Source organism: Streptomyces sp. NBC_01788 (assembly GCF_035917575.1).
In the GTDB taxonomy this organism is placed as follows: Bacteria; Actinomycetota; Actinomycetes; order Streptomycetales; family Streptomycetaceae; genus Streptomyces.
The window spans coordinates 4,291,467-4,311,826 of the sequence record NZ_CP109090.1; the positions used below are offsets into that span (position 1 = coordinate 4,291,467).

At 70.4% G+C, this 20,360-nt stretch carries 20 protein-coding genes, 1 tRNA gene and 1 pseudogene; 10 read left to right on the forward strand and 12 right to left on the reverse strand.

The genetic code is table 11. The features are described from left to right. Positions 1–246: 246 nt before the first annotated feature. Positions 247–1,089 (reverse strand): hypothetical protein, encoded by an 843-nt coding sequence (locus tag OIE49_RS19460; protein ID WP_326803424.1) that lies wholly within the window; start codon positions 1,087–1,089, stop codon positions 247–249. A 137-nt stretch (positions 1,090–1,226) separates the two neighbouring features. Between OIE49_RS19460 and OIE49_RS19465 the strand changes: the two are divergent. Then, positions 1,227–1,559 (forward strand): annotated as a pseudogene (locus OIE49_RS19465) (LacI family transcriptional regulator); the annotation flags it as partial. Between the two features lie 344 nt (positions 1,560–1,903). On the opposite strand, the gene OIE49_RS19470 reads toward OIE49_RS19465, so the two are convergent. From OIE49_RS19470 to OIE49_RS19480, 3 genes are all read right to left on the reverse strand, one after another. Next, positions 1,904–1,977 (reverse strand) — tRNA-Pro (locus OIE49_RS19470). 32 nt (positions 1,978–2,009) lie between these two features. Further along, on the reverse strand, positions 2,010–2,843 hold the full coding sequence (locus OIE49_RS19475) for a Pr6Pr family membrane protein (RefSeq protein ID WP_326803425.1): 834 nt from the start codon (positions 2,841–2,843) through the stop codon (positions 2,010–2,012). Positions 2,844–2,973: 130 nt separating this feature from the next. Then, entirely contained in the window at positions 2,974–3,900 is a 927-nt protein-coding gene (locus OIE49_RS19480; protein ID WP_326803426.1) for a metallophosphoesterase, read from the reverse strand. Between the two features lie 154 nt (positions 3,901–4,054). Between OIE49_RS19480 and OIE49_RS19485 the strand changes: the two genes are divergently transcribed. Then, positions 4,055–4,519 (forward strand): GatB/YqeY domain-containing protein, encoded by a 465-nt coding sequence (locus tag OIE49_RS19485; protein ID WP_326803427.1) that lies wholly within the window; start codon positions 4,055–4,057, stop codon positions 4,517–4,519. A gap of 102 nt (positions 4,520–4,621) precedes the next feature. Here the strand turns inward: OIE49_RS19485 and OIE49_RS19490 are convergent, their stop codons facing one another. After that, positions 4,622–6,877, reverse strand: coding sequence for a transglycosylase domain-containing protein (locus tag OIE49_RS19490; protein ID WP_326803428.1), 2,256 nt, complete (start codon positions 6,875–6,877; stop codon positions 4,622–4,624). 582 nt (positions 6,878–7,459) lie between these two features. On the opposite strand from OIE49_RS19490, the gene OIE49_RS19495 reads away from it, so the two are divergent. Then, positions 7,460–7,798: a WhiB family transcriptional regulator gene (locus tag OIE49_RS19495; RefSeq protein ID WP_172632898.1), complete on the forward strand. Its 339-nt coding sequence runs from the start codon at positions 7,460–7,462 to the stop codon at positions 7,796–7,798. Between the two features lie 157 nt (positions 7,799–7,955). On the opposite strand, the gene OIE49_RS19500 is transcribed toward OIE49_RS19495, so the two are convergent. Continuing rightward, complete coding sequence (locus OIE49_RS19500; protein WP_326803429.1) at positions 7,956–9,332, reverse strand: ArsA family ATPase; 1,377 nt, start codon at positions 9,330–9,332, stop codon at positions 7,956–7,958. Then, positions 9,329–10,306 (reverse strand): ArsA family ATPase, encoded by a 978-nt coding sequence (locus OIE49_RS19505; RefSeq protein ID WP_326803430.1) that lies wholly within the window; start codon positions 10,304–10,306, stop codon positions 9,329–9,331. The genes OIE49_RS19500 and OIE49_RS19505 overlap by 4 nt, the downstream gene beginning before the upstream one ends. Before the next feature lie 106 nt (positions 10,307–10,412). Between OIE49_RS19505 and OIE49_RS19510 the strand changes: the two genes are divergently transcribed. The 4 genes from OIE49_RS19510 to OIE49_RS19525 all read left to right on the forward strand — a co-directional run bounded on the left by OIE49_RS19510 (position 10,413) and on the right by OIE49_RS19525 (position 12,847). Next, positions 10,413–10,571 carry a DUF4177 domain-containing protein gene (locus OIE49_RS19510; protein WP_009189813.1) on the forward strand — a complete coding sequence of 53 codons (159 nt, stop codon included), beginning with the start codon at positions 10,413–10,415 and terminating at the stop codon, positions 10,569–10,571. Next, the gene (locus OIE49_RS19515) at positions 10,568–11,032 is read left to right on the forward strand and encodes a RidA family protein (protein WP_100568468.1); all 465 of its coding nucleotides are present in this window, start codon (positions 10,568–10,570) and stop codon (positions 11,030–11,032) included. Before OIE49_RS19510 ends, OIE49_RS19515 begins: the two co-directional genes overlap by 4 nt. A gap of 71 nt (positions 11,033–11,103) precedes the next feature. Beyond that, entirely contained in the window at positions 11,104–11,973 is an 870-nt protein-coding gene (locus OIE49_RS19520; RefSeq protein WP_326803431.1) for an NUDIX hydrolase, read from the forward strand. Positions 11,974–12,016: 43 nt separating this feature from the next. After that, on the forward strand, positions 12,017–12,847 hold the full coding sequence (locus OIE49_RS19525; RefSeq protein ID WP_326803432.1) for an MBL fold metallo-hydrolase: 831 nt from the start codon (positions 12,017–12,019) through the stop codon (positions 12,845–12,847). 85 nt (positions 12,848–12,932) lie between these two features. On the opposite strand, the gene OIE49_RS19530 is transcribed toward OIE49_RS19525, so the two are convergent. Continuing rightward, complete coding sequence (locus OIE49_RS19530) at positions 12,933–13,607, reverse strand: Crp/Fnr family transcriptional regulator (RefSeq protein WP_100568471.1); 675 nt, start codon at positions 13,605–13,607, stop codon at positions 12,933–12,935. Positions 13,608–13,915: 308 nt separating this feature from the next. Between OIE49_RS19530 and nth the strand changes: the two genes are divergently transcribed. From nth to OIE49_RS19545, 3 genes are all read left to right on the forward strand, one after another. Next, positions 13,916–14,878 (forward strand): endonuclease III, encoded by a 963-nt coding sequence (gene nth, locus OIE49_RS19535; RefSeq protein WP_326803433.1) that lies wholly within the window; start codon positions 13,916–13,918, stop codon positions 14,876–14,878. A 135-nt stretch (positions 14,879–15,013) separates the two neighbouring features. Further along, positions 15,014–15,718, forward strand: coding sequence for an NUDIX hydrolase (locus OIE49_RS19540; protein WP_326803434.1), 705 nt, complete (start codon positions 15,014–15,016; stop codon positions 15,716–15,718). A 99-nt stretch (positions 15,719–15,817) separates the two neighbouring features. After that, on the forward strand, positions 15,818–17,017 hold the full coding sequence (locus tag OIE49_RS19545) for a MarP family serine protease (protein WP_100568474.1): 1,200 nt from the start codon (positions 15,818–15,820) through the stop codon (positions 17,015–17,017). Positions 17,018–17,038: 21 nt separating this feature from the next. On the opposite strand, the gene OIE49_RS19550 is transcribed toward OIE49_RS19545, so the two are convergent. From OIE49_RS19550 to nhaA, 4 genes are all read right to left on the reverse strand, one after another. Further along, positions 17,039–17,218 carry a hypothetical protein gene (locus OIE49_RS19550; protein WP_100568475.1) on the reverse strand — a complete coding sequence of 60 codons (180 nt, stop codon included), beginning with the start codon at positions 17,216–17,218 and terminating at the stop codon, positions 17,039–17,041. A 127-nt stretch (positions 17,219–17,345) separates the two neighbouring features. Next, a complete protein-coding gene (locus OIE49_RS19555; protein ID WP_326803436.1) occupies positions 17,346–18,296 on the reverse strand; it encodes an alpha/beta fold hydrolase in 951 nt (316 codons plus the stop codon). Continuing rightward, positions 18,293–18,787: a phage holin family protein gene (locus tag OIE49_RS19560; protein ID WP_100568477.1), complete on the reverse strand. Its 495-nt coding sequence runs from the start codon at positions 18,785–18,787 to the stop codon at positions 18,293–18,295. The genes OIE49_RS19555 and OIE49_RS19560 overlap by 4 nt, the downstream gene beginning before the upstream one ends. 120 nt (positions 18,788–18,907) lie before the next feature. After that, a complete protein-coding gene (gene nhaA / locus OIE49_RS19565; protein WP_326803437.1) occupies positions 18,908–20,350 on the reverse strand; it encodes a Na+/H+ antiporter NhaA in 1,443 nt (480 codons plus the stop codon). Between the last annotated feature and the right edge of the window lie 10 nt (positions 20,351–20,360).

Consider the following 20,360-nt stretch of genomic DNA (forward strand, 5'->3'; position numbering starts at 1 on the left):
CCGCAGTGGGAGCCGTCAGGGTGGACCTGCGTCGGCCCGTCACAGCGTCCGCCCACACCCCAGCCAGCCCGTAGCCCAGAGCTTCCGGGGATCGGTCTAGGCCATCGAGGGACCCGACGGCATGGAAGTTGATCTCCTCGACAGCATCGTGACCGTCTACCTGGGCGGAGCGCTTCTGAGTGGGAGGAGCTTCGGGAGCGCGTCGGCCCCCAAATGGCTTTCCAGACTCGATGCCTACTGCAACTTCTAATCGGATGCGGTTGCGGCCGGCAGCCCCGTTTCGGGCGTCATGTGGCCGATCCCGGCATCCACGATCCACTCAGCGGCCATGGGATCGAGTCTCCACGGGCTCTCCAGCAGCGCGGCACGCATAACGTCACGGTCTTGCACGGAGGGCGGCTCGGCGCCCAGTTTCTTCTTCCGCTCACCGTTGGAACCCCAATGAGAGTCGGTCGCATCGTCAAGGACGCGAATGAAGCGTTCGACGCGGTCGGGCCATGCGGGATGCGCCCACCACCGGGAGCAGGCCAGGGCACCGTGGCAGGCGGTGCGCAGCAGACCGAATCGGACGCCCTTGTCCTCCATCTGTCCGGTAAAGCCGCCGAGGACCCGATCCGCGTGGTCCTCGTACTCTTCGAGGTCTTCCCTGGAGCGAGCCAGTTCGCCGAGAGTCATTCCGGTGGGGAGCCTGCGCTCAGCATTCGTCAGCCATCGGAAGAGACGACCGGCAAGGACGTCCACGTCCTCCGCGTCGGTCCTCGCCAGTGCGGTGCTGTTCGCCGAAGTGATCCCCGACTCGATGCACCAACCCTTCAGGCGCCGACGTATGGCATCCGTGGTGTAGCTGTTGATGCGCATCATGTCGCCGTCCGACAGTCGGCCCTCGGCGTGCCAGTTCTCGATGCAGCTGTTCCGCCAGGCGCCGTTGGTGATGCCGATCGCTACGAGGTCCAGCAATGTGGCCAGGTGGCTGGGGTCCGCGCCGGCCTTGCTGCGAAGGGTCTCCTCCATGACCTCGTCGGTCATCATGGCCTGCGCTTCTTGAAGCATGCGCTGCACTTCGGGGGACATGTCGTCGTCGTTGACCATGTCGAGCGGCCTCTCACGTGTTTTCGGGGGATGCGCAGTTGAGGGTAAGGGTGAGCAGTGACAGTGGCTGGCCGCCAACGTTGCTTTGTGCTTCGCCCCGTTCGACCACTGACACTCCTGAAGGACGTGGTCAGCGTGTGCCAGCGCGAGGGCGTTGCGCCGGTGAGCGGGCCGATACCTGCTGGCTGCCGATCGCCAAGAGCCTCACCTCCCATGGCTTTCGCCACACCCACCGGACCGTGATGGAGGACCTCGGCACCGAGAAGGTCCTCATGGACGAGCGCATGGACCACGTCGACAGTTCCGTCTCCGCTCGCTACGCCCCCGTCACCTCCGGCATTCGCAGGCGCCTCATGCTTGGTTTGACCGAGCAGTGGGAGGCTGCAGTCGAGGATCGCCTGACTATATGCCCCATGTCACCGGTGCGCGTGTTGGACACCTTGCTGCAGAGGCGACGCATGGGCGCATAGGCATGGTTGCGGAATACCTGGGGCTGCACGCCCCGGGCGTTCAGGGAGAGAGGAACCTCGGGCTCGGTCAAGCACCGCTGAAGTGATCACGTCGGCGGACGTTCCGCCAGACCGTACGAGGTCGGCGGAAGTGCTCTGGGTCTGCAGGAGGCCAGGCTGGGCGAGCACTGCAAGCACGTCAACGACGTCAAGAACCGGGTAGGCACGGCGATCGGCAAGGTATCGCGCGACAGCGCGTGCGGCGGGCCTGGGCAGCGCCGCTTCCTTTCCCAAAATGACCCCAGGAACCAATCAGGGGCCCGACCCGCTCTCGCGGATCAGGCCCCTGACCTGGTACTTCACTGTCGGGGTGGCGGGATTTGAACCCACGACCTCTTCGTCCCGAACGAAGCGCGCTGCCAAGCTGCGCCACACCCCGATGTCGCTGCTGTCGCGGCGACGACGCTTACTTTAGCCCACTGGTGGCCAGAGGTGAAATCCGGTTTTGGCGCGGCGGCGGATGGGGTTCGGGCGGGTGTGGTCGACGGCCACGAGGAGGAGAGCCAGGGCGTAGAAGGCGAGGCCCAGGAGGAGGGCGCTGGCCAGGACGTGCTTGTAGCCGTGCTGGGAGACGTCCAGGAAGGGGTGCAGATAGCGGTCGGGGGTGTCGGCGGGGAGCAGTTCGCCGCGGGTGAGGGAGAAGGTCAGGTAGGCCAGGGGGAAGAGCAGCCACGGCGCGGCCTGGTGCAGGTGGAGGCGGTCGGGCTCGGTGAGCAGGAGCCAGTCCAGGAGGGCGGCGATCGGGGCCGCCGTCAGCAGGATCACGGTGGCCGTCCTCTGCCAGAGCGGATGGATGCCGGGCTCGCCCGTGATCGAGAAAGCCGGCGAGGTCCGGGTCAGCAGCGCGTGGTGCACGACAGCCGTGATCACGGCGTAGAGGACGGTCGCTCCGGTCAGCCAGGCCGGCAGCGGCCGGCGGGCCGTCCAGGCCCTGCGGGCCGAGAGGCAGAGGACCAGGGCGAGAAGGATGCTGCTCTGGATCGCGAACGCGCTCAGGACGCGGGCCGGGGAGCCGAGGTGCAGTTCCACGGCCACCGCGGCCACGATCGCCGCGGCGGTGAGGAGGCGGCAGACCGCCGCCCCGAGATGGCGGGTGGGCCCCATGACGGCGGCCGGGGGGACGAAGGAGGAGGGCATCAGCTTGACGATGCCCGGGATCACGGGGAGCTCCGGTATGTCCCGAGGTATGAAAGGCGTCGGAGGTATCTCCGGCACCTCGGGCAGTTCGGGGGTCTCGGCGGCCATGCCCTCACGGTAGGGAGGGCGGACATAGGGGGCGATTCGGGTAGCCCGTATGGGTTACGGATTGCCGCACGGTGCCAGGCATGGCCGTGCGGCGGAAACCGTCCCCGCCCCCGCCTGCGGCGCTATCCCGTCACGGCCGTTCCACCAGCGTCAGCAGCGTCGCCTCCGGGGGGCAGGCGAAGCGGACCGGGGTGTAGCGGTTGGTGCCGCAGCCGGCCGAGACGTGCAGGTAGGACGTCCGGCCCTCGGCGCTGTGGGTGGACAGGCCCTTCACCCGGTCGGTGTCCAGGTCGCAGTTGGTGACCAGGGCGCCGTAGAAGGGGATGCAGAGCTGGCCGCCGTGGGTGTGGCCGGCCAGGACCAGGGGGTAGTCGTCGGCCGTGAAGGCGTCCAGGACGCGCAGGTACGGGGCGTGCACCACGCCCATCGAGAAGTCCGCGTCGGTGGACGGGCCGCCCGCCACCCGCGCGTAGCGGTCCCGCTTGATGTGCGGGTCGTCCAGGCCCGTCAGCTCCACCGAGAGGCCCTCGAGCTTGAGGGTGCCGCGGGTGTTCGTCAGGTTGAGCCAGCCGGCCGCGTCGAAGCCGTCGCGCAGGTCCTCCCACGGGTTGTGGATCACCCCCACGGCGGGCGTGTTGCCGTTCAGGCCGTGCCGGCCGCTGGTCTTCTCCAGCAGGTAGCGGGCCGGGTTGCGCAGCTTGGGGCCGTAGTAGTCGTTGGACCCGAAGACGTACGCGCCCGGGAACTCCATCAGCGGGCCGAGGGCGTCGAGGACCTCCGGAACGCCCTCCGGGTCGGACAGGTTGTCGCCGGTGTTGATCACGAAGTCGGGGCGCAGTCCGGCGAGCGAGCGCAGCCAGCGCTGCTTCTTGCGCTGGCCGCCGACCATGTGGATGTCGGAGACCTGAAGGATCCGCAGGGGGCGCATGCCGGAGGGCAGGACCGGGACCGTCACCCGCCTCAGGCGGAAGGAGCGGGCTTCGAACCCCGCCGAGTAGAGGAGACCGGCGGCCGCGACCGCCGTGATGCCCAGGGGTACTCCGTATCGCGCGCGCATGGGTCCATCGTCTCAGGCCCGTGCCGTCCGGTGGAAATCGCCGGTGGTCCCGGCCGCGGGGCCAACAGGCGCGCCCCGTCCGGAGATCGGCGTTTCCCCGGGGCGCCGTAAATCGACGCGCGGGTGCCTTGCCGTACCTGCGACAATCAAACCCATGACCACGCTCAAGTCGAAGCTGCACGATGACCTCAACGCCGCGATCAAGGAGCGTGACGAGCTCCGCTCCTCGACGCTCCGGCTGACGCTCACCGCGATCACCAAGGAGGAGGTCGCGGGCAAGGAGAAGCGCGAGCTCTCCGACGACGAGGTCCTCAAGGTGATCACCAAGGAGGCCAAGAAGCGCCGCGAGGCGGCCGAGGCCTTCGCGCAGGGTGGTCGTACGGAGTCGGCCGAGCGGGAGAAGGCGGAGGGCGAGCTGCTCGCCACCTACCTGCCCAAGCAGATGTCCGACGAGGAGCTGGAGCGGATCGTCGCCCAGGCCGTTCAGGAGGCGAAGGCCGCCGGTGCGGAGGGGCCGCGGGCCATGGGCGCGGTCATGAAGATCGTGAACCCGAAGGTCGCGGGCCAGGCCGAGGGCGGCCGCGTCGCCGCCGTGGTGAAGAGGCTTCTGGCCGGCTGACCCGGCCGGTTCTCGGGCACGTACGACGAAGGGGCGCCGGCGGATGGCCGACGCCCCTTCGTCGTGGCGGCGGCGGAGGAACGAGCCCCCGCCGCCTGTCCGTCAGCCGTGCCGGCCTCCGTTGCCGTTGCCTCGCGGTCCGCCGTTCGGGCCCTGGAAGAAGCCGTTCGGGAAGGAGATGGACGGGTTCGGGAAGCCGCCGTTGTTGTCGCCGGGGCCGCCGTTGTCGCCGCCGTTCCCGTGACCGTCGCCCCGGTCCCTGCCCTTGTGCTTGTCCTCGTCCTTGGGCGCGTCCGGGATGTTGACGAGGTTGAAGGCCGGGGCCTCCTTGCCGACGAGGGCGCCGGTCATCGCGTCACGCCAGATCGGGCCGGGCACCTGACCGCCGTAGACGAGGGGGTTGAAGACGCCGCCGATGTTGATGTTGATCATCTTGACTCTCTGCGACGCGCTGCCCACCCACACCGCGCCCGACAGGTTCGGCGTGTAGCCGACGAACCACGCGTTCTTGCGCTCGTCCGTCGTACCCGTCTTGCCCGCGTTGGCGCGGTCGGCCAGGCCCGCCTGCGAACCCGTACCGGAGTCGATCACGCCCTGGAGCAGCGTGTTGACGGTGTCCGCGGTCGTCTCGGACATGGCCCGCGTACAGGACGACTTCGGCACCGCGAGCGACTTCTTCTGGCCGCCGATCTTCTGCGTGATCGACTCGATGGCGACCGGCGTGCAGTACGTGCCGCGGGAGGCGAAGGCCGCGTAGGCGCTCGCCATCGTCAGCGGGGAGATGCCCCTGGAGCCGAGCGAGATCGCGGGCACCTCGGGCAGCTTGTCGCCGCTGCCCTGCACCACGTGCAGCTTGTCGACGATCTGCATCACCGGGCAGAGGCCGATGTCGGCGACCATCTGCACGAAGTAGGTGTTGACCGACTTGGCCATCGCCTCCTTCAGCTGGTACGGGCCGACCTCCGACTTGCTCTCGTTGGGCACCTTCTCGTGCCTCTGGTTGGTCCAGGGCTTGCCGCTGCACGTCTGTACGGGATCCGGGTACGGCATCTCGTACGGCGACGAGTACTCCTGCGTCGGCGGCCTGCCCTGCTCCAGCGCGGCCGCCGCCACGAACGGCTTGAACGTCGAACCGGTCGGGAAGCCGTAGTTCGAGCCGCCGAGGTCGCTGCCGACCGAGTAGTTGATCTCGGTCTCGTTCTTGCCGTAGCCGTACGGCTTGGACTGGCCCATCGCGAGGACCTTGCCGGTGCCGGGCTCGACCAGCACCGCCGCGCCCGCGACCGAGTCGGACTGGTAGACGTGCTTCTTCAGCGAGTCCTGCACGGACTGCTGGGCCTGCGGGTCCAGCGTCGTGCGGATGGTCAGTCCGCCCTGGTTCCAGATCTTGGCGCGCTGCTGGCGGGTCTTGCCGAAGACCGGGTCGTTGAGGAAGATCCGCTCGACGTACTTGCAGAAGAAGCCGGCGCCCTTGACCGCGGTGATGCAGCCGTTGCGCGGCTGGGTGACCTTCAGGCCCAGCGGCTCCTTGACGGCCTTGTCGGCCTCCGCCTGTGAGATGTTGCCGACGTTGGCCATCCGCTGGAGCACGACGTTGCGCCGCTTGGTGGCCTCGGCCTCGTCGTTGACGGGGTCGTAGCGGCTCGGGGACTGGACGATGCCGGCGAGGAGCGCCGCCTCGGGCAGGGTCAGGTCCTTGGCGTGCTTGGAGAAGTAGCGCTGGGAGGCGGCCTCGACGCCGTAGGCCTGCTGCCCGAAGTACGTGATGTTGAGGTAGTTCGCGAGGATCTTGTGCTTGCCCAGGTCCTGTTCCACCTGGATCGCGAACTTCAGTTCCTTGACCTTGCGGCCGATGGTCTGCTGGGTGGCCTCCGCGACCTTCGTCGGGTCGTCGCCGGCCTCCTCGACGAAGACGTTCTTGACGTACTGCTGGGTGAGGGTGGAGGCGCCCTCGGAGACCCCGCCGTTCTGCGCGTTCTTGTTGAGCGCGCGGAGCACGCCCTTCAGGTCGATCGCGCCGTGCTCGTAGAAGCGGGAGTCCTCGATCGCGACGATCGCCTTCTGCATGTACGGCGAGATGTCCTTCAGTTCGACCACCGTACGGTCGCGGGAGTAGACCTGGGCGATCTGGTTGCCCTGGCGGTCCAGGATCGTGGTCCGCTGGCTGAGCGGCGGACGCTTGAGGTTGGCCGGGATGTCGTCGAACCCCGTGGCCGATCCCTTGGCGGCCAGGCCCAGCGCGCCGGCCGCGGGCAGTGCGATGCCCGCCATCACGGCTCCCGCGAGCACACTGACACCGAGGAACTTTGCGGCCTGCTGCGTTGGCGACAGACCACCGCCCGAGCGCTTCTTTGGCATGAGGGCAGCCTAATCCGTAGTGATGAGCGTTCCGACGGAGCAGGGCGTCTCGGAATGTTCGAATGCAGGATCGTGACATCCGGGGGCGGCCGGGCGGGGCGCGCCGGTGCCGCGAACGGTGGCCGAGGCGGCGGACCGGCCTGTGTTCTCATTCGCCGGACACGCGTATATGCCTTGGCCTAAGCTGCTCTCGACTGTCACAGCGGTACGGCCACGTATCCATACGTCCGGCAGCCCCGAAACGTTCCGGCTCCCTTCGGCTTTTCTTGGCCGGGTGGTCCGGGTGGTGTCGGGGTGCGCGACCGGAGAGTGTGGAACGGGAGCCCGAATTCCCCCTGTGTGTCATCCGGTGACCGTTACGGCACGCGGCAACTGCCCCGCTGTGCCGGGAATGTCGTGCATGTCGTCAGCTCACTCCCCCGGGTGATCTGCCGCTTCCCCATAGTCCGTTCGGACCATTCAAGATTGGGCCCGCTGGGGGTGTTGCGCCGTGCCCACCTTCCGTAACGTCCTCAACTGGCGGCGGTGAATATGCCGCTGCCGCCGTGGGGGAGCCTCGATTCGGGAGAGGACGGCGCCGGTATGGGCTGGGTTACCGACTGGAGTGCGCAGGCGGCCTGCCGCACTACTGATCCGGATGAACTGTTCGTTCAGGGAGCAGCGCAGAACAGGGCCAAGGCGGTGTGCACCGGATGCCCGGTTCGCACCGAATGCCTCGCTGACGCGCTCGACAACCGTGTCGAGTTCGGCGTCTGGGGAGGCATGACAGAGCGTGAGCGTCGTGCATTGCTGCGCCGGCGGCCGACCGTGACCTCCTGGCGCCGGCTGCTGGAGACCGCGCGCATGGAGTACGAGCGGGGCGCGGGACTGGTGTCCCTCGCCGACGACCAGGTGTACGAGGACTACGCGGCGGTGGGCTGAGCGTCGGACTGGGGCGTCGTCCCTCCGGGCGGCCGGAGCGCGTTCGTGGGTACCTGAGTCGTCCCTCCTGGGCGGTCTTCGGTTGTCCATGTGTCCGGTGGTTGTCCCGGGCTGTCCCGCCGCGGGGAGGGACAGCGGATGACCCGGCGGGCGCCTGTCAGGCGCCCGGATCGGGCAGCTCGTGGCGGTGTTCCGCGAGCCGGTTTCCGATGTCCCGCAGCCCCGTGAGGTCGTGCACGTCACCGGGCAGCGCGGCCACTTCGGCCACCGCCACCTCGGGATGCCGGGCGGCGAAGCGGTCACGCGTGCGCTGCTCACGGGAGAGCAGCTGCATGCGCTCGGCATGCAGCCTCAGCAGGCCCGCGGTGACCTGGTCGACGGACGGCTCCGGCGCGAAGCCGTCGTCGGCGGGCGCCTCGGGGTCCGCGGGAGGTGCGCCGGAATCGGGATGAGCAGCGGGAGAGCCTGAACTGCCGTACTTTGCGGGAGAGTTACGAAGTCCAGCTTTCCCGTCCCGCTGATCCACAATGCGGGAGTCCTCAAGATTTTCCGCGGCGGCGAGCGCCCGCTCGGCCGACAGCTCACCGGCCCCGCTGCCATGCACCCGGTTGAGCACCAGACCGGCCAGCGGCATCTTCTCCGCGGCCAGCCGCTCCACGAAGTACGCGGCCTCGCGCAGCGCGTCCCGCTCCGGGGCCGCGACCACCAGGAACGCGGTTCCCGGTGCCTGGAGCAGCTTGTACGTGGCGTCCGCGCGGGTCCGGAAGCCGCCGAAGGTCGTGTCCATCGCGGCCACGAACGTCTGGACGTCCTTGAGCAGCTGACCGCCCAGCAGCTTGCCGAGCGTGCCGGTCATCATCGACATCCCGACGTTCAGGAACTTCATCCCCGCGCGCCCGCCCAGCTTCGCCGGGGCGGTCAGCAGCCGGATCAGCCGGCCGTCGAGGAAGGAGCCGAGCCGCTTGGGCGCGTCCAGGAAGTCCAGGGCGGAGCGGGAGGGCGGGGTGTCGACGACGATGAGGTCCCACTCGTCCCGGGCCCGCAGCTGGCCCAGCTTCTCCATCGCCATGTACTCCTGCGTGCCGGCGAAGCCCGCGGAGAGCGACTGGTAGAAGGGGTTGGCCAGGATCGCGGCCGCCCGCTCGGAATCCGCGTGCGCCTCGACGACCTCGTCGAAGGTGCGCTTCATGTCGAGCATCATGGCGTGCAGCTCGCCCTCGCCCTCGGTGCCCTTCACCCGGCGCGGGACGTTGTCCAGGGAATCGATGCCCATGGACTGGGCGAGCCGGCGGGCCGGGTCGATGGTCAGGACGACCACCTTGCGGCCGCGTTCGGCGGCGCGCAGGCCGAGGGCCGCCGCGGTGGTGGTCTTGCCGACCCCGCCCGAGCCGCAGCACACCACGATGCGCGTCCCTGGGTCGTCGAGCAGCGGGTCGATCTCCAGCACACGCGTGGGTGCCAGACGGCGGGCGCCGTCGTACGCGTGGGCGGAGGTGCGCGCGGCCTCCCGCTCGGGTGCCGGGTCCGGGCTCATGACATCCCCTGCTTTCGCAGCTCGGTCGCCAGTTCGTACAGGCCCGCCAGGTCCATGCCCTCGGCGAGCAGCGGCAGTTCGTGCAGGGGCAGACCCAGCTCGCTCAGCACGGACCGCTGCTCCTCCTCCAGCGTGTAACGCTCGGCGTACTCCTCGGCCTGTTCCAGCAGCGGTCCCACCAGCCGCTCGGCGTTCTGGCCGCGCCGCGCTCCGCCGAGCCCGGCGGAGGACAGCGACCGGGCGAGCGCGGTGCGCGAAGTGGTCCGTACGAGTTCCAGGTCGTCCGCGTCCAGCATCTGCGGGCGCACCATGTTCACGATGATGCGGCCCACCGGCAGCCGGGCGGCGCGCAGTTCGGCGATGCCGTCGACGGTCTCCTGGACCGGCATCTCCTCCAGCAGCGCCACCAGGTGCACGGCCGTCTCGGGCGACTTCAGCACCCGCATCACCGCCTGGGCCTGATTGTGTATCGGGCCGATCTTCGCCAGGCCCGCCACCTCGTCGTTGACGTTGAGGAAGCGGGTGATGCGCCCGGTGGGCGGCGCGTCCATGATCACGTAGTCGTAGACGAACCGGCCGTCGCGGTCCTTGCGCCGTACCGCCTCGCACGCCTTGCCGGTCAGCAGGACGTCTCTGAGTCCGGGCGCGACGGTGGTGGCGAAGTCGATGGCGCCGAGCTTCTTCAGGGCCCGGCCGGCACCACCCAGCTTGTAGAACATCTGGAGGTAGTCCAGCAGGGCCAGTTCGGGGTCTATGGCCAGCGCGTACACCTCCCCGCCCCCGGGAGCGACTGCGATCTTCCGTTCCTCGTAGGGCAGCGCCTCCGTTTCGAAGAGCTGTGCGATGCCCTGCCGGCCCTCGACCTCGACGAGGAGCGTCCGCTTCCCCTCCGTGGCCAGGGCCAGCGCGAGGGCGGCGGCGACCGTCGTCTTTCCGGTCCCGCCCTTGCCGCTGACGACCTGGAGCCTGCTCACGTATTCGAGACTAACCAGTTCGCGCTCGGGTCACGCGGGAGGCTGTGGACAACCGCGCCGTGGTCGGCCGCGTGGGCCGCCGGAGGCAGCGGATACAGTCGGCCCCATGACCAAGTGGGAATACGCAACCGTGCCGCTGCTCGTCCATGCCACGAAGCAGATTCTGGACACCTGGGGCGAGGACGGCTGGGAGCTCGTCCAGGTCGTGCCCGGACCGAACCCCGAGCAGCTGGTGGCCTACCTGAAGCGGGAGAAGCAGGCATGAGCGCGGTCGAGGCGAGGCTGGCGGAGTTGGGCCTGAGGCTGCCGGAGGTCGTGCCGCCGCTGGCCGCGTACCAGCCGGCCGTGCGGTCCGGCGTGTACGTCTACACCGCGGGACAGCTGCCGATGGTGGAGGGCAAGCTCCCGGTCACCGGCAAGGTGGGCCTGGAGGTCACCCCGGAGGAGGCCAAGGACCTGGCGCGCACCTGCGCGCTCAACGCCCTTGCGGCCGTCAAGTCCGTCGCGGGCGACCTGGACCGTGTCGCACGCGTGGTGAAGGTCGTGGGCTTCGTCGCCTCGGCGGCGGACTTCACCGGCCAGCCCGGGGTCGTCAACGGCGCCAGCGAGCTGCTGGCCGAGGTCCTCGGGGAGAAGGGCGTGCACGCGCGCAGCGCGGTCGGCGTCGCGGTGCTGCCGCTGGACGCGCCCGTGGAGGTGGAGATCCAGGTCGAGCTGGAGCCGTAGGCGGAGCCCTGAACCGGCTCTGACCTCGGCCACCTCTCGAACATTCGCTCACCAGGGGATAGCCTCCGCCCATGGCGAATGGGCAGTGGTTTCCCCCGGACTGGCCGGACCGTATCCGCGCGCTCGCGGACGGCACCCTCACACCGGTGACGCCGAAGCGCGCGGCCACCGTCATGCTCCTGAAGGAGACCGGGCCCGGCCCCGCGGTGCACATGCTGCGCAGACGCGCCTCCATGGCCTTCGCCGGAGGCGCGTACGCGTACCCGGGCGGTGGCGTCGACCCCCGTGACGACGACCACCACGTCCGCTGGGCGGGGCCCTCGCGCGCGTGGTGGGCCGATCGCCTCGGCGTCGACGAGAAGGAGGCCCAGGCGATCGTCTGCGCGGCCGTCCGCGAGACGTACGAGGAGGCCGGCGTCCTGCTCGCAGGGCCCGGCGCGGACAGTGTCGTCGGCGACACCACGGGTGCCGACTGGGAGGCCGACCGCGCCGCCCTGGTCGCCCGTGAGCTGTCGTTCGCGGAGTTCCTGGACCGCCGGGGCCTGGTCCTGCGCTCGGACCTGCTGGGCGCCTGGACCCGCTGGATCACCCCCGAGTTCGAGCCCCGCCGCTACGACACCTGGTTCTTCGTGGCCGCGCTCCCCGAGGGCCAGCGCACCCGGAACGCCTCCACGGAGGCCGACCGCACGGTGTGGATCAGGCCCGTGGAGGCGGCGGCCGCGTACGACCGGGGCGAGCTGCTGATGATGCCGCCCACCATCGCCACCCTGCGCCAGCTGATGCCCTGCGGCAGCCCCGTCGAGGCGCTCGCCGCCGCACGGTCCCGTGATCTGACCCCCGTGCTCGCGCAGGCCCGCCTGGTGGACGGCGAGGTGGTCCTGACCTGGCCGGGGCACGACGAGTTCACCCAGCACGTCCCGAGCGGCACGGCGCGCGCGTGAGCCGCCGCTCCCGTCGGACCGACGTCCAGGAAGGCCTCCTCGCATGACGGACGCAGCAGCGCTGCCCGGACAGCCCCGGGGCGGCGCACTGGCCGGGCCCGCCACCGCGCGGGCCGTCAACGTCCTCGCGCCGAACGCGTCCCCCATGACCCTGGACGGCACCAACACCTGGATCGTCTCGGAGCCGGACTCCGACCTGGCCGTCGTGATCGACCCGGGGCCGCTGGACGAGGGCCACCTGGCCCAGGTGGCCGCCACCGCCGAGGAAGCGGACAAGCGGATCGCGCTGACCCTGCTGACGCACGGCCATCCCGACCACGCCGAGGGCGCCGCCCGCTTCGCCGAGCTGACCCGTACGCGCGTGCGTGCGCTCGATCCGGCCCTGCGGCTGGGCGACGAGGGGCTGGGCGCGGGGGACGTGATCAAGGTGGGCGGGCTGGAGCTGCGGGTCGTACCGACCCCGGGCCATACCGCCGACTCCCTCTGCTTCCACCTGCCTGCCGACCGCGCCGTGCTCACAGGCGACACGATCCTGGGCCGCGGCACGACCGTCGTCGCGCACCCCGACGGCCGTCTCGGTGACTACCTGGACTCGCTGCGGCGGCTCAGGTCCCTCACGGTCGACGACGGCGTCCACACGGTCCTGCCCGGCCACGGGCCCGTCCTGGAGGACGCCCAGGGCGCCGTCGAGTTCTACCTCGCCCACCGGGCCCACCGGCTCGCCCAGGTCGAGACGGCCGTCGAGGCCGGTCACCGGACCCCGTCCCAGGTCGTCGCGCACGTGTACGCCGACGTGGACCGCTCCCTGTGGCCGGCCGCCGAGCTGTCGGTGCGCGCCCAGCTGGAGTACCTGCGGGGGCACGGTCTCATCTGACGGTCGGCGACGAGCCCCGGACCGCTGCCGACGGCGAAGGCCCCGTCCCGGCCGGGACGGGGCCCTCGAGGACCGCGGGAACGGGTCAGCGCGAGCGCTTCGCGAGGCGCTCCACGTCGAGCAGGATCACCGCGCGGGCCTCCAGACGGAGCCAGCCGCGCTGGGCGAAGTCGGCCAGGGCCTTGTTCACGGTCTCACGGGAGGCGCCGACCAGCTGGGCCAGCTCCTCCTGGGTGAGGTCGTGCACCACGTGGATGCCCTCCTCGGACTGCACGCCGAAGCGGCGGGAGAGGTCCAGCAGGGCACGGGCGACACGGCCCGGAACATCGGAGAAGACCAGGTCCGACATCTGGTCGTTGGTCTTGCGCAGGCGCCGGGCGACGGCGCGCAGCAGGGCGCCCGCCACCTCGGGCCGCACGTTCAGCCAGGGCTGGAGGTCGCCGTGGCCGAGGGCGAGCATCTTGACCTCGGTCAGCGCGGTCGCGGTCGCGGTGCGCGGGCCCGGGTCGAACAGCGACAGCTCGCCGATGAGCTCGCCGGGACCGACGACGGCCAGCATGTTCTCGCGGCCGTCCGGGGACGTGCGGTGCAGCTTGACCTTGCCCTCGGTGACCACGTAGAGCCGGTCACCCGGGTCGCCCTCGTGGAACAACGAGTCGCCTCGTGCGAGTGTCACCTCCGTCATGGAGGCGCGAAGCTCCGCGGCCTGCTCGTCGTCGAGCGCCGCGAAGAGCGGATTGCGCCGCAGAACGTCGTCCACGAGTTCTCTCCTTGTCGACCTGCTCAGAGGATCTTGCTCCCCCGTGTGCCAGGGGTCCGTGTTCCCCATTTTGCCGGACGGTCCAAACAGTGTGATCTGTCACAAGGATGCCGCACAGGTGTGCACGTTTACGCGGCAGGGGGCCAATCGGGGGCCGATCTCGGGGGTCCGGAGCGGATGTCGGTGCTGGGCTTTAGGCTGGCCGGGTGTCCAAATCGCCGGTGAGAGCGCAGGCCGAGGGGGCTGGGCGGGTGGTTGTACGTGAGGATTCCGCTGTGGGCGAACAAGAGTCCGGCGATGGAACGAACATGGCAAAAGCGGCGAAAAAGGCACCCTTGAAGAAGGGTGCGGCTGGGAAGAAGGCGCCCTCCGCCAGGAGCGCGGCCCCCGTCAGCAAGGCCGTGGCACCGAAGAAGGTGACGGTCGCGCCGAAGAAGGCCACCGCCGCCGTCAAGAAGGCCGCGCCGGCGAAGACGCTCGCCCCGAAGCCGCCGAAGAACGAGTCGCGCACGGCCCTGGTCCGCCGGGCCCGCCGTATCAACCGCGAGCTCGCCGAGGTGTACCCCTACGCCCACCCGGAACTGGACTTCGAGAACCCCTTCCAGCTGCTGGTCGCCACGGTCCTGTCGGCCCAGACCACGGACCTGCGGGTCAACCAGACCACGCCCGGGCTGTTCGCCAGGTACCCCACCCCCGAGGACCTCGCCGCCGCGAACCCCGAGGAGGTCGAGGAGATCCTCCGGCCCACCGGCTTCTTCCGGGCCAAGACCAAGTCGGTGATAGGCCTGTCCAAGGCGCTGGCGGAGGAGTTCGGCGGCGAGGTCCCGGGGCGGCTCGAGGACCTCGTCAAGCTTCCCGGCGTCGGTCGCAAGACCGCCTTCGTGGTCCTCGGCAACGCCTTCGGCCGGCCCGGCCTGACCGTGGACACGCACTTCCAGCGGCTGGTGCGGCGCTGGCAGTGGACCGAGGAGACCGAGCCCGACAAGATCGAGGCCGCCGTCGCCGCGCTCTTCCCCAAGAGCGACTGGACGATGCTCTCGCACCACGTGATCTTCCACGGCCGCCGCATCTGCCACGCCCGCAAGCCCGCGTGCGGCGCCTGCCCGATCGCCCCGCTCTGCCCGGCCTACGGCGAGGGCGAGACGGACCCGGAGAAGGCGAAGAAGCTGCTGAAGTACGAGAAGGGCGGCTTCCCCGGCCAGCGCCTCAAGCCGCCGCAGTCCTACCTGGACGCGGGCGGCCGGCCGGCACCGCCGCTGGGGGCCGGATGACACCGGCGGAACGATCTCGGTGCCGTCGGGCGTTGGACACGGCGGGATGCCGAGGGGCTCGGACGCGCGACACGGCAGGACCCCGAGGGGTACTGCTGGACGGCGGGCAGGGCGGCGAGGGGAACGGGGGTGGCGATGACGCGGGCCAGTGAGGCGAGCGGGACGCAGGGCGGCTCGGTGGCGCTCAGCAGGGAAGGGCTGCCCGGCTGGCTCGAGCCGGTCGCACGTGTGGCCGAGACGGTCCGGCCGGTCCAGTTGAGCCGCTTCCTGCCGCCGAAGGACGGCGCGGGGCGCCAGTCCGCCGTCCTGATCCTCTTCGGCGAGGCCGAGCGCGGGCCCGAGCTGCTGCTCATGGAGCGGGCGAGCTCGCTGCGCTCGCACGCCGGCCAGCCGTCGTTCCCCGGCGGGGCGCTCGACCCCGAGGACGGCGACCCGCAGGGCGAGGGCCCGCTGCGGGCCGCACTGCGCGAGGCCGAGGAGGAGACCGGGCTCGAACCGGGCGGGGTCCAGCTGTTCGGCGCGCTGCCCCGGCTGTACATCCCGGTCAGCGGCTTCGTGGTCACGCCCGTGCTCGGCTGGTGGCGCGAGCCCAGCCCGGTGGGCGTCGTCGACCCTGCGGAGACCGCACGCGTGTTCACCGTGCCCGTGGCGGATCTCACGAACCCCGACAACCGGGCCACGACCGTCCATCCCAGCGGCCACCGAGGTCCGGCATTCCTGGTCGAATCGGCCCTTGTGTGGGGCTTCACCGCCGGGATCATCGACCGCGTGCTCCACTACGCGGGCTGGGAGCTGCCCTGGGACCGCGACAAGCAGGTCCCGCTCGACTGGGGGTCGTGACAGGGTGGGCACCGCTGCGGTGCTCCCGGGGGGCGGAACTCCAGGAAGACACCGGCCGGCCTGGGGTGATGGGAACATGATGAGGCGAGGCTCGACGCGGTGAACGTGCTGGACATCCTGCTGCTGATCGCCGCCGCGTGGTTCGCGGTCGTGGGCTATCGCCAGGGATTCGTCGTCGGCATCCTGTCGGTGATCGGCTTCCTGGGCGGCGGTCTCCTCGCCGTCTACACGCTCCCGGTGATCTGGGACGCGATGACGGACAACACGCCGGTCAGCACCACCGCGGCCGTCGTCGCGGTCATCGTCGTGATCGTCTGCGCCTCGATCGGCCAGGCCCTGACCACCCACCTCGGCAGCAAGCTGCGCGTGTACATCACCTGGTCACCGGCCCGTGCCCTGGACGCGACCGGCGGCGCCCTGGTCAACGTCGTCGCCATGCTGCTGGTCGCCTGGCTGATCGGCTCGGCCCTCGGCGGCACGACGATACCGACGCTGGGCAAGGAGGTGCGCAACTCCCGGGTGCTGCTCGGAGTCTCCGAGGTGCTGCCCGCGCAGGCCGACACCTGGTTCGCGGACTTCACCTCCGTCCTCGCGCAGAACGGCTTCCCGCAGGTCTTCAGCCCGTTCGCCAACGAGCCCATCACCGACGTGCAGCCCCCGGATCCGGCGCTGGCGAACAGCGTCGTCGCCCTGCGCGCCAAGCAGTCCGTCGTCAAAGTCATGGGCACCGCGCGCAGTTGCGGCAAGGTGCTGGAGGGCAGCGGCTTCGTCTTCGGCAACCGCCGCGTCATGACCAACGCGCACGTCGTGGGCGGGGTCGACGAACCCACCGTGCAGATAGGCGGCGAGGGGCGGAAGTACGACGCCACCGTCGTCCTGTACGACTGGCACCGCGACATCGCCGTGCTCGACGTGCCGGACCTGAAGGCACCGGCCCTGAAGTTCACCGGCACGGACGCGCACAGCGGCGACGGCGCGATCGTCGCCGGCTTCCCGGAGAACGGGTCGTACGACGTCCGGGCCGCGCGGGTGCGCGGCCGCATCACGGCCAGCGGCCCGGACATCTACCACCGCGGCACTGTGCGCCGGGACGTCTACTCGCTGTACACGACCGTGCGCCAGGGCAACTCCGGCGGCCCGCTGCTCACGACCGACGGCAAGGTGTACGGGGTGGTGTTCGCCAAGTCCCTCGACGACGCCGACACCGGCTACGCGCTCACGATCGACGAGATCCAGCAGGACATCGCGCGGGGTCGTACCGCGGACCAGCAGGTGGGCAGCGACGACTGCGCGCTGTAGACCCTCCCGGCCGGTGCCGGGTCAGCTGCGGCTGTGACGCAGGCGTACGGAGACCCAGCGCGCTCGGCGGCGCAGGATGCGGGGAATGCCCACCCTTGGATCCGTGTCCGTCAGCTGCGGAGTGCCGCGCTGGTGGGAGTTGGGACCGTTCACCGAACGGCGGGTGCGTGCTACGTCGTTGTAGTCGTGCGTCCAGCCCATACCGGGACGTCTGCCCCCGCCCCATGGTCGATAACCGCCCGCGGACTCCCCAATTGGCCTATGCGCCGGGCAATTGGCAGTTCGCAGGACAGTTGTTCACGTTCGGATACCGGGCGCATCGGCCGGGTCACCGATCCGGTTCGGGGTCTTTCAGCCAGTTGACCAGCTCCGTCGAGAACGCCACCGGGTCCTCTTCGTGCGGGAAGTGGCCGAGGCCGTCGAAGAGGCGCCAGCGGTAGGGGGCTTCGACGTACTCGCCCGAGCCGGCCGCGCTGCGGGTGCGCTGGACGGGGTCGAGGGAGCCGTGCAGATGCAGTGTCGGCACGCGCACCGGCCGCTTCATCCGGCGGTAGAACTGGATGCCGTCGGGCCGTGCCAGGGAGCGCACCAGCCAGCGGTACGGCTCGACGGAGCAATGTGCCGTCGAGGGAATGCACATGGCGCGGCGGTAGGTCTCCACCGCCTCGTCGGCCGGCAGCCGCGGCCCCGACCAGTCCCGTACGAGCCGGGCCACCAGGGCGCCGTTGTCCGCGGTGAGCTGCCGCTCGGGGATCCAGGGCCGCTGGAACCCCCAGATGTAGGAACTCGCCGCGGTCTGCCGCACGTCCCCGAGCATCGCCGAACGCCAGCGCCTGGGGTGCGGCATCGAGGCCACCGCGAGCCGCCGCACCAGCTTGGGGCGCATCGCGGCCGCCGTCCACGCCAGATAGCCGCCGAGGTCGTGGCCGACCAGCGCGGCGTCCGGCTCGCCGAGCGAGCGGACCACGCCGGTGATGTCCAGGGCGAGGTTGGCCGGGTCGTAACCGCGGGGCGTACGGTCGCTGCCGCCCACGCCGCGCAGGTCCATCGCGACGGCCCGGAAACCGGCGTCGGCGAGGGCGACCAGCTGGTGCCGCCAGGTCCACCAGAACTGCGGGAAGCCGTGCAGCAGCAGGACCAGCGGTCCGTCGCCCAGCTCGGCGATGTGGAAGCGGGCGCCGTTGGCCGCGACGTCCCGGTGCGTCACCTTCCTGCCGCCGGGCAGGCCGATCCGGACGACCGGCGTCGATTGCGCCGAAGGGGTGGCGGGCTCCGTCATGAGGTCGAGCGTGCCACAGCCTCGATGGCCGCGGGGGAGCGGTCCTCCAGGGCGGCCGGCTCCGGACGCGGGTGCGGCTTGGCGTTCTGGAGCACTCCGGCCGTCGCCTTCATGGACGCGGCGACCTTCTGCGGGCCCTGGCTCTTCTTCGCCTTCTTTGCCATGAGCACGCCGATCAGTACCAGTACGAGGGCGATCAGGCAATTGGCCCCGAAGGACACCAGGAAGCAGAGGGCGAGATTCCAGTTGGTCCAGGTCCGAACGCCGTACGCCAGGGCGAAGTTGAGCATCGGCAGGGAGAACAGCAGCAGCGCACCGGCCACGCTGAACGCCCCGCCGCTGGTCGCGCCGCGCTTGAAGTCCTGTCGCAGCTGGGCCTTGGCCAGTGCGATCTCGTCGTGCACCAGTGCCGACATCTCGGTGGTCGCCGAGGCGAACAGCTGGCCGATGCTGCGTTCGGCGCCGACCGGGCTGCCGTCGGGTGCGCTCATCGCGGTCTTCCTCTCCTGCCTGACTGCGGACTCTGTTCCCTCGGTCTTCGTCCGGCTGCTGCCGCTGCCTGACTTCTGCCCGACTGGGAACGCTCCTGTCATTTGTACCGTCCCGTCAGATCATGCCGGACCGCCGTCCTCCTCGCCTGCCCTGCCCGGCACTTCGGCAAGCCTCCCGCTCCCTTCGGCCGTTTTCGCCTCGGCGAGCCGGCGGTGCTCGGCGGCCTTCCGCTCGTGCATCTCGGCCATGCGCAGGTGGTAGGCGGGGTCGTCCTGCTCGTAGACGTCCGGGATGCCGTCGAGGTCGTCGTCGCGCTCCTCGGACTCGCACAGCTTCCGGTACCGGGCGTTGCGCATCTTCAGCAGAACGGTGGCCAGGATCGCCGCGATGAGGGAGCCGGTGAGGACGGAGGCCTTGACCTCGTCGGTGAGCGCCGCGTCGCCGGTGAAGGCGAGTTCGCCGATGAGCAGGGAGACGGTGAAGCCGATCCCGGCGAGCGTGGCCACGGCGAACAGGTCGGCCCAGGCGAGGTCCTCGCTGAGCGACGCCCTGGTGAAGCGGGCGGTGAGCCAGGTCCCGCCGAAGATGCCGACCGTCTTGCCGACGATCAGTCCGAGGACGACGCCGAGTGTCTCGGGCCGGGTGAACACGTTGGCCAGCGCCCCGCCCGAGAGGGAGACGCCCGCGCTGAACAGGGCGAACAGTGGCACCGCCAGGCCCGCTGAGAGCGGCCGTACGAGGTGTTCGATGCGCTCGCCCGGGGAGGCCTTCTCGTTCTCGTGGGGGGCGCAGCGCAGCATCAGGCCCATCGCGACGCCCGCGATGGTGGCGTGCACGCCGCTGTTGTACATCAGCGCCCAGATGACCAGGCCGAGCGGCACGTACACGTACCAGCCGCGCACCCCCTTGCGCAGCAGCAGCCAGAAGACGACGAGTCCGGCCGCCGCCCCGCCCAGCGCGGCGAAGTTCAGGTGGCCGGTGAAGAAGACGGCGATGACCAGGATCGCGAACAGGTCGTCGACGACGGCGAGCGTCAGCAGGAAGGCGCGCAGGGCGCTGGGCAGCGAGGTGCCGATGACCGCGAGCACGGCGAGCGCGAAGGCGATGTCCGTCGCGGTCGGCACCGCCCAGCCGCCGAGCGAGCCGCCCGAGCCGAGGTTGGTCAAAACGTAGACGACGGCCGGTACCGCCATGCCGCACAGCGCGGCGATCACCGGCAGGATCGCGGCCTTGGCGTCTTTCAGGTCCCCGGCCACCAGTTCGCGCTTGAGCTCGATCCCGGCGACGAAGAAGAACACGGCGAGCAGTCCGTCGGCGGCCCAGTGCTCCACGGAGAGGTTCAGGCCGAGGGAGGCGGGGCCCAGGTGGAAGTGCCCGACGCTCTCGTAGCTGCCGCGCAGGGCGGGGATGTTCGCCCAGAGCAGGGCGGCGACCGCGGCGAGCAGGAGGATCACACCACCGACGGTCTCGGTGCGCAGCGCGTCCGCCACGAAGTTCCGCTCGGGCAGGGACAGGCGGCCGAGGAACTTGCGTGCGGGGGTGTCGGTGCGGGGCGCGGTCACGGGAGCCTCC

Coding starts and splice junctions, on each gene's coding strand:
- OIE49_RS19460 (WP_326803424.1), bottom strand. CDS start 1,089: ATGGTCAACGACGACGACATGTCCCCCGAAGTGCAGCGCATGCTTCAA.
- OIE49_RS19475 (WP_326803425.1), bottom strand. CDS start 2,843: ATGGCCGCCGAGACCCCCGAACTGCCCGAGGTGCCGGAGATACCTCCG.
- OIE49_RS19480 (WP_326803426.1), bottom strand. CDS start 3,900: ATGCGCGCGCGATACGGAGTACCCCTGGGCATCACGGCGGTCGCGGCC.
- OIE49_RS19485 (WP_326803427.1), top strand. CDS start 4,055: ATGACCACGCTCAAGTCGAAGCTGCACGATGACCTCAACGCCGCGATC.
- OIE49_RS19490 (WP_326803428.1), bottom strand. CDS start 6,877: ATGCCAAAGAAGCGCTCGGGCGGTGGTCTGTCGCCAACGCAGCAGGCC.
- OIE49_RS19495 (WP_172632898.1), top strand. CDS start 7,460: ATGGGCTGGGTTACCGACTGGAGTGCGCAGGCGGCCTGCCGCACTACT.
- OIE49_RS19500 (WP_326803429.1), bottom strand. CDS start 9,332: ATGAGCCCGGACCCGGCACCCGAGCGGGAGGCCGCGCGCACCTCCGCC.
- OIE49_RS19510 (WP_009189813.1), top strand. CDS start 10,413: ATGACCAAGTGGGAATACGCAACCGTGCCGCTGCTCGTCCATGCCACG.
- OIE49_RS19515 (WP_100568468.1), top strand. CDS start 10,568: ATGAGCGCGGTCGAGGCGAGGCTGGCGGAGTTGGGCCTGAGGCTGCCG.
- OIE49_RS19520 (WP_326803431.1), top strand. CDS start 11,104: ATGGCGAATGGGCAGTGGTTTCCCCCGGACTGGCCGGACCGTATCCGC.
- OIE49_RS19525 (WP_326803432.1), top strand. CDS start 12,017: ATGACGGACGCAGCAGCGCTGCCCGGACAGCCCCGGGGCGGCGCACTG.
- nth (WP_326803433.1), top strand. CDS start 13,916: ATGGCAAAAGCGGCGAAAAAGGCACCCTTGAAGAAGGGTGCGGCTGGG.
- OIE49_RS19540 (WP_326803434.1), top strand. CDS start 15,014: ATGACGCGGGCCAGTGAGGCGAGCGGGACGCAGGGCGGCTCGGTGGCG.
- OIE49_RS19550 (WP_100568475.1), bottom strand. CDS start 17,218: ATGGGCTGGACGCACGACTACAACGACGTAGCACGCACCCGCCGTTCG.
- OIE49_RS19555 (WP_326803436.1), bottom strand. CDS start 18,296: ATGACGGAGCCCGCCACCCCTTCGGCGCAATCGACGCCGGTCGTCCGG.
- OIE49_RS19560 (WP_100568477.1), bottom strand. CDS start 18,787: ATGAGCGCACCCGACGGCAGCCCGGTCGGCGCCGAACGCAGCATCGGC.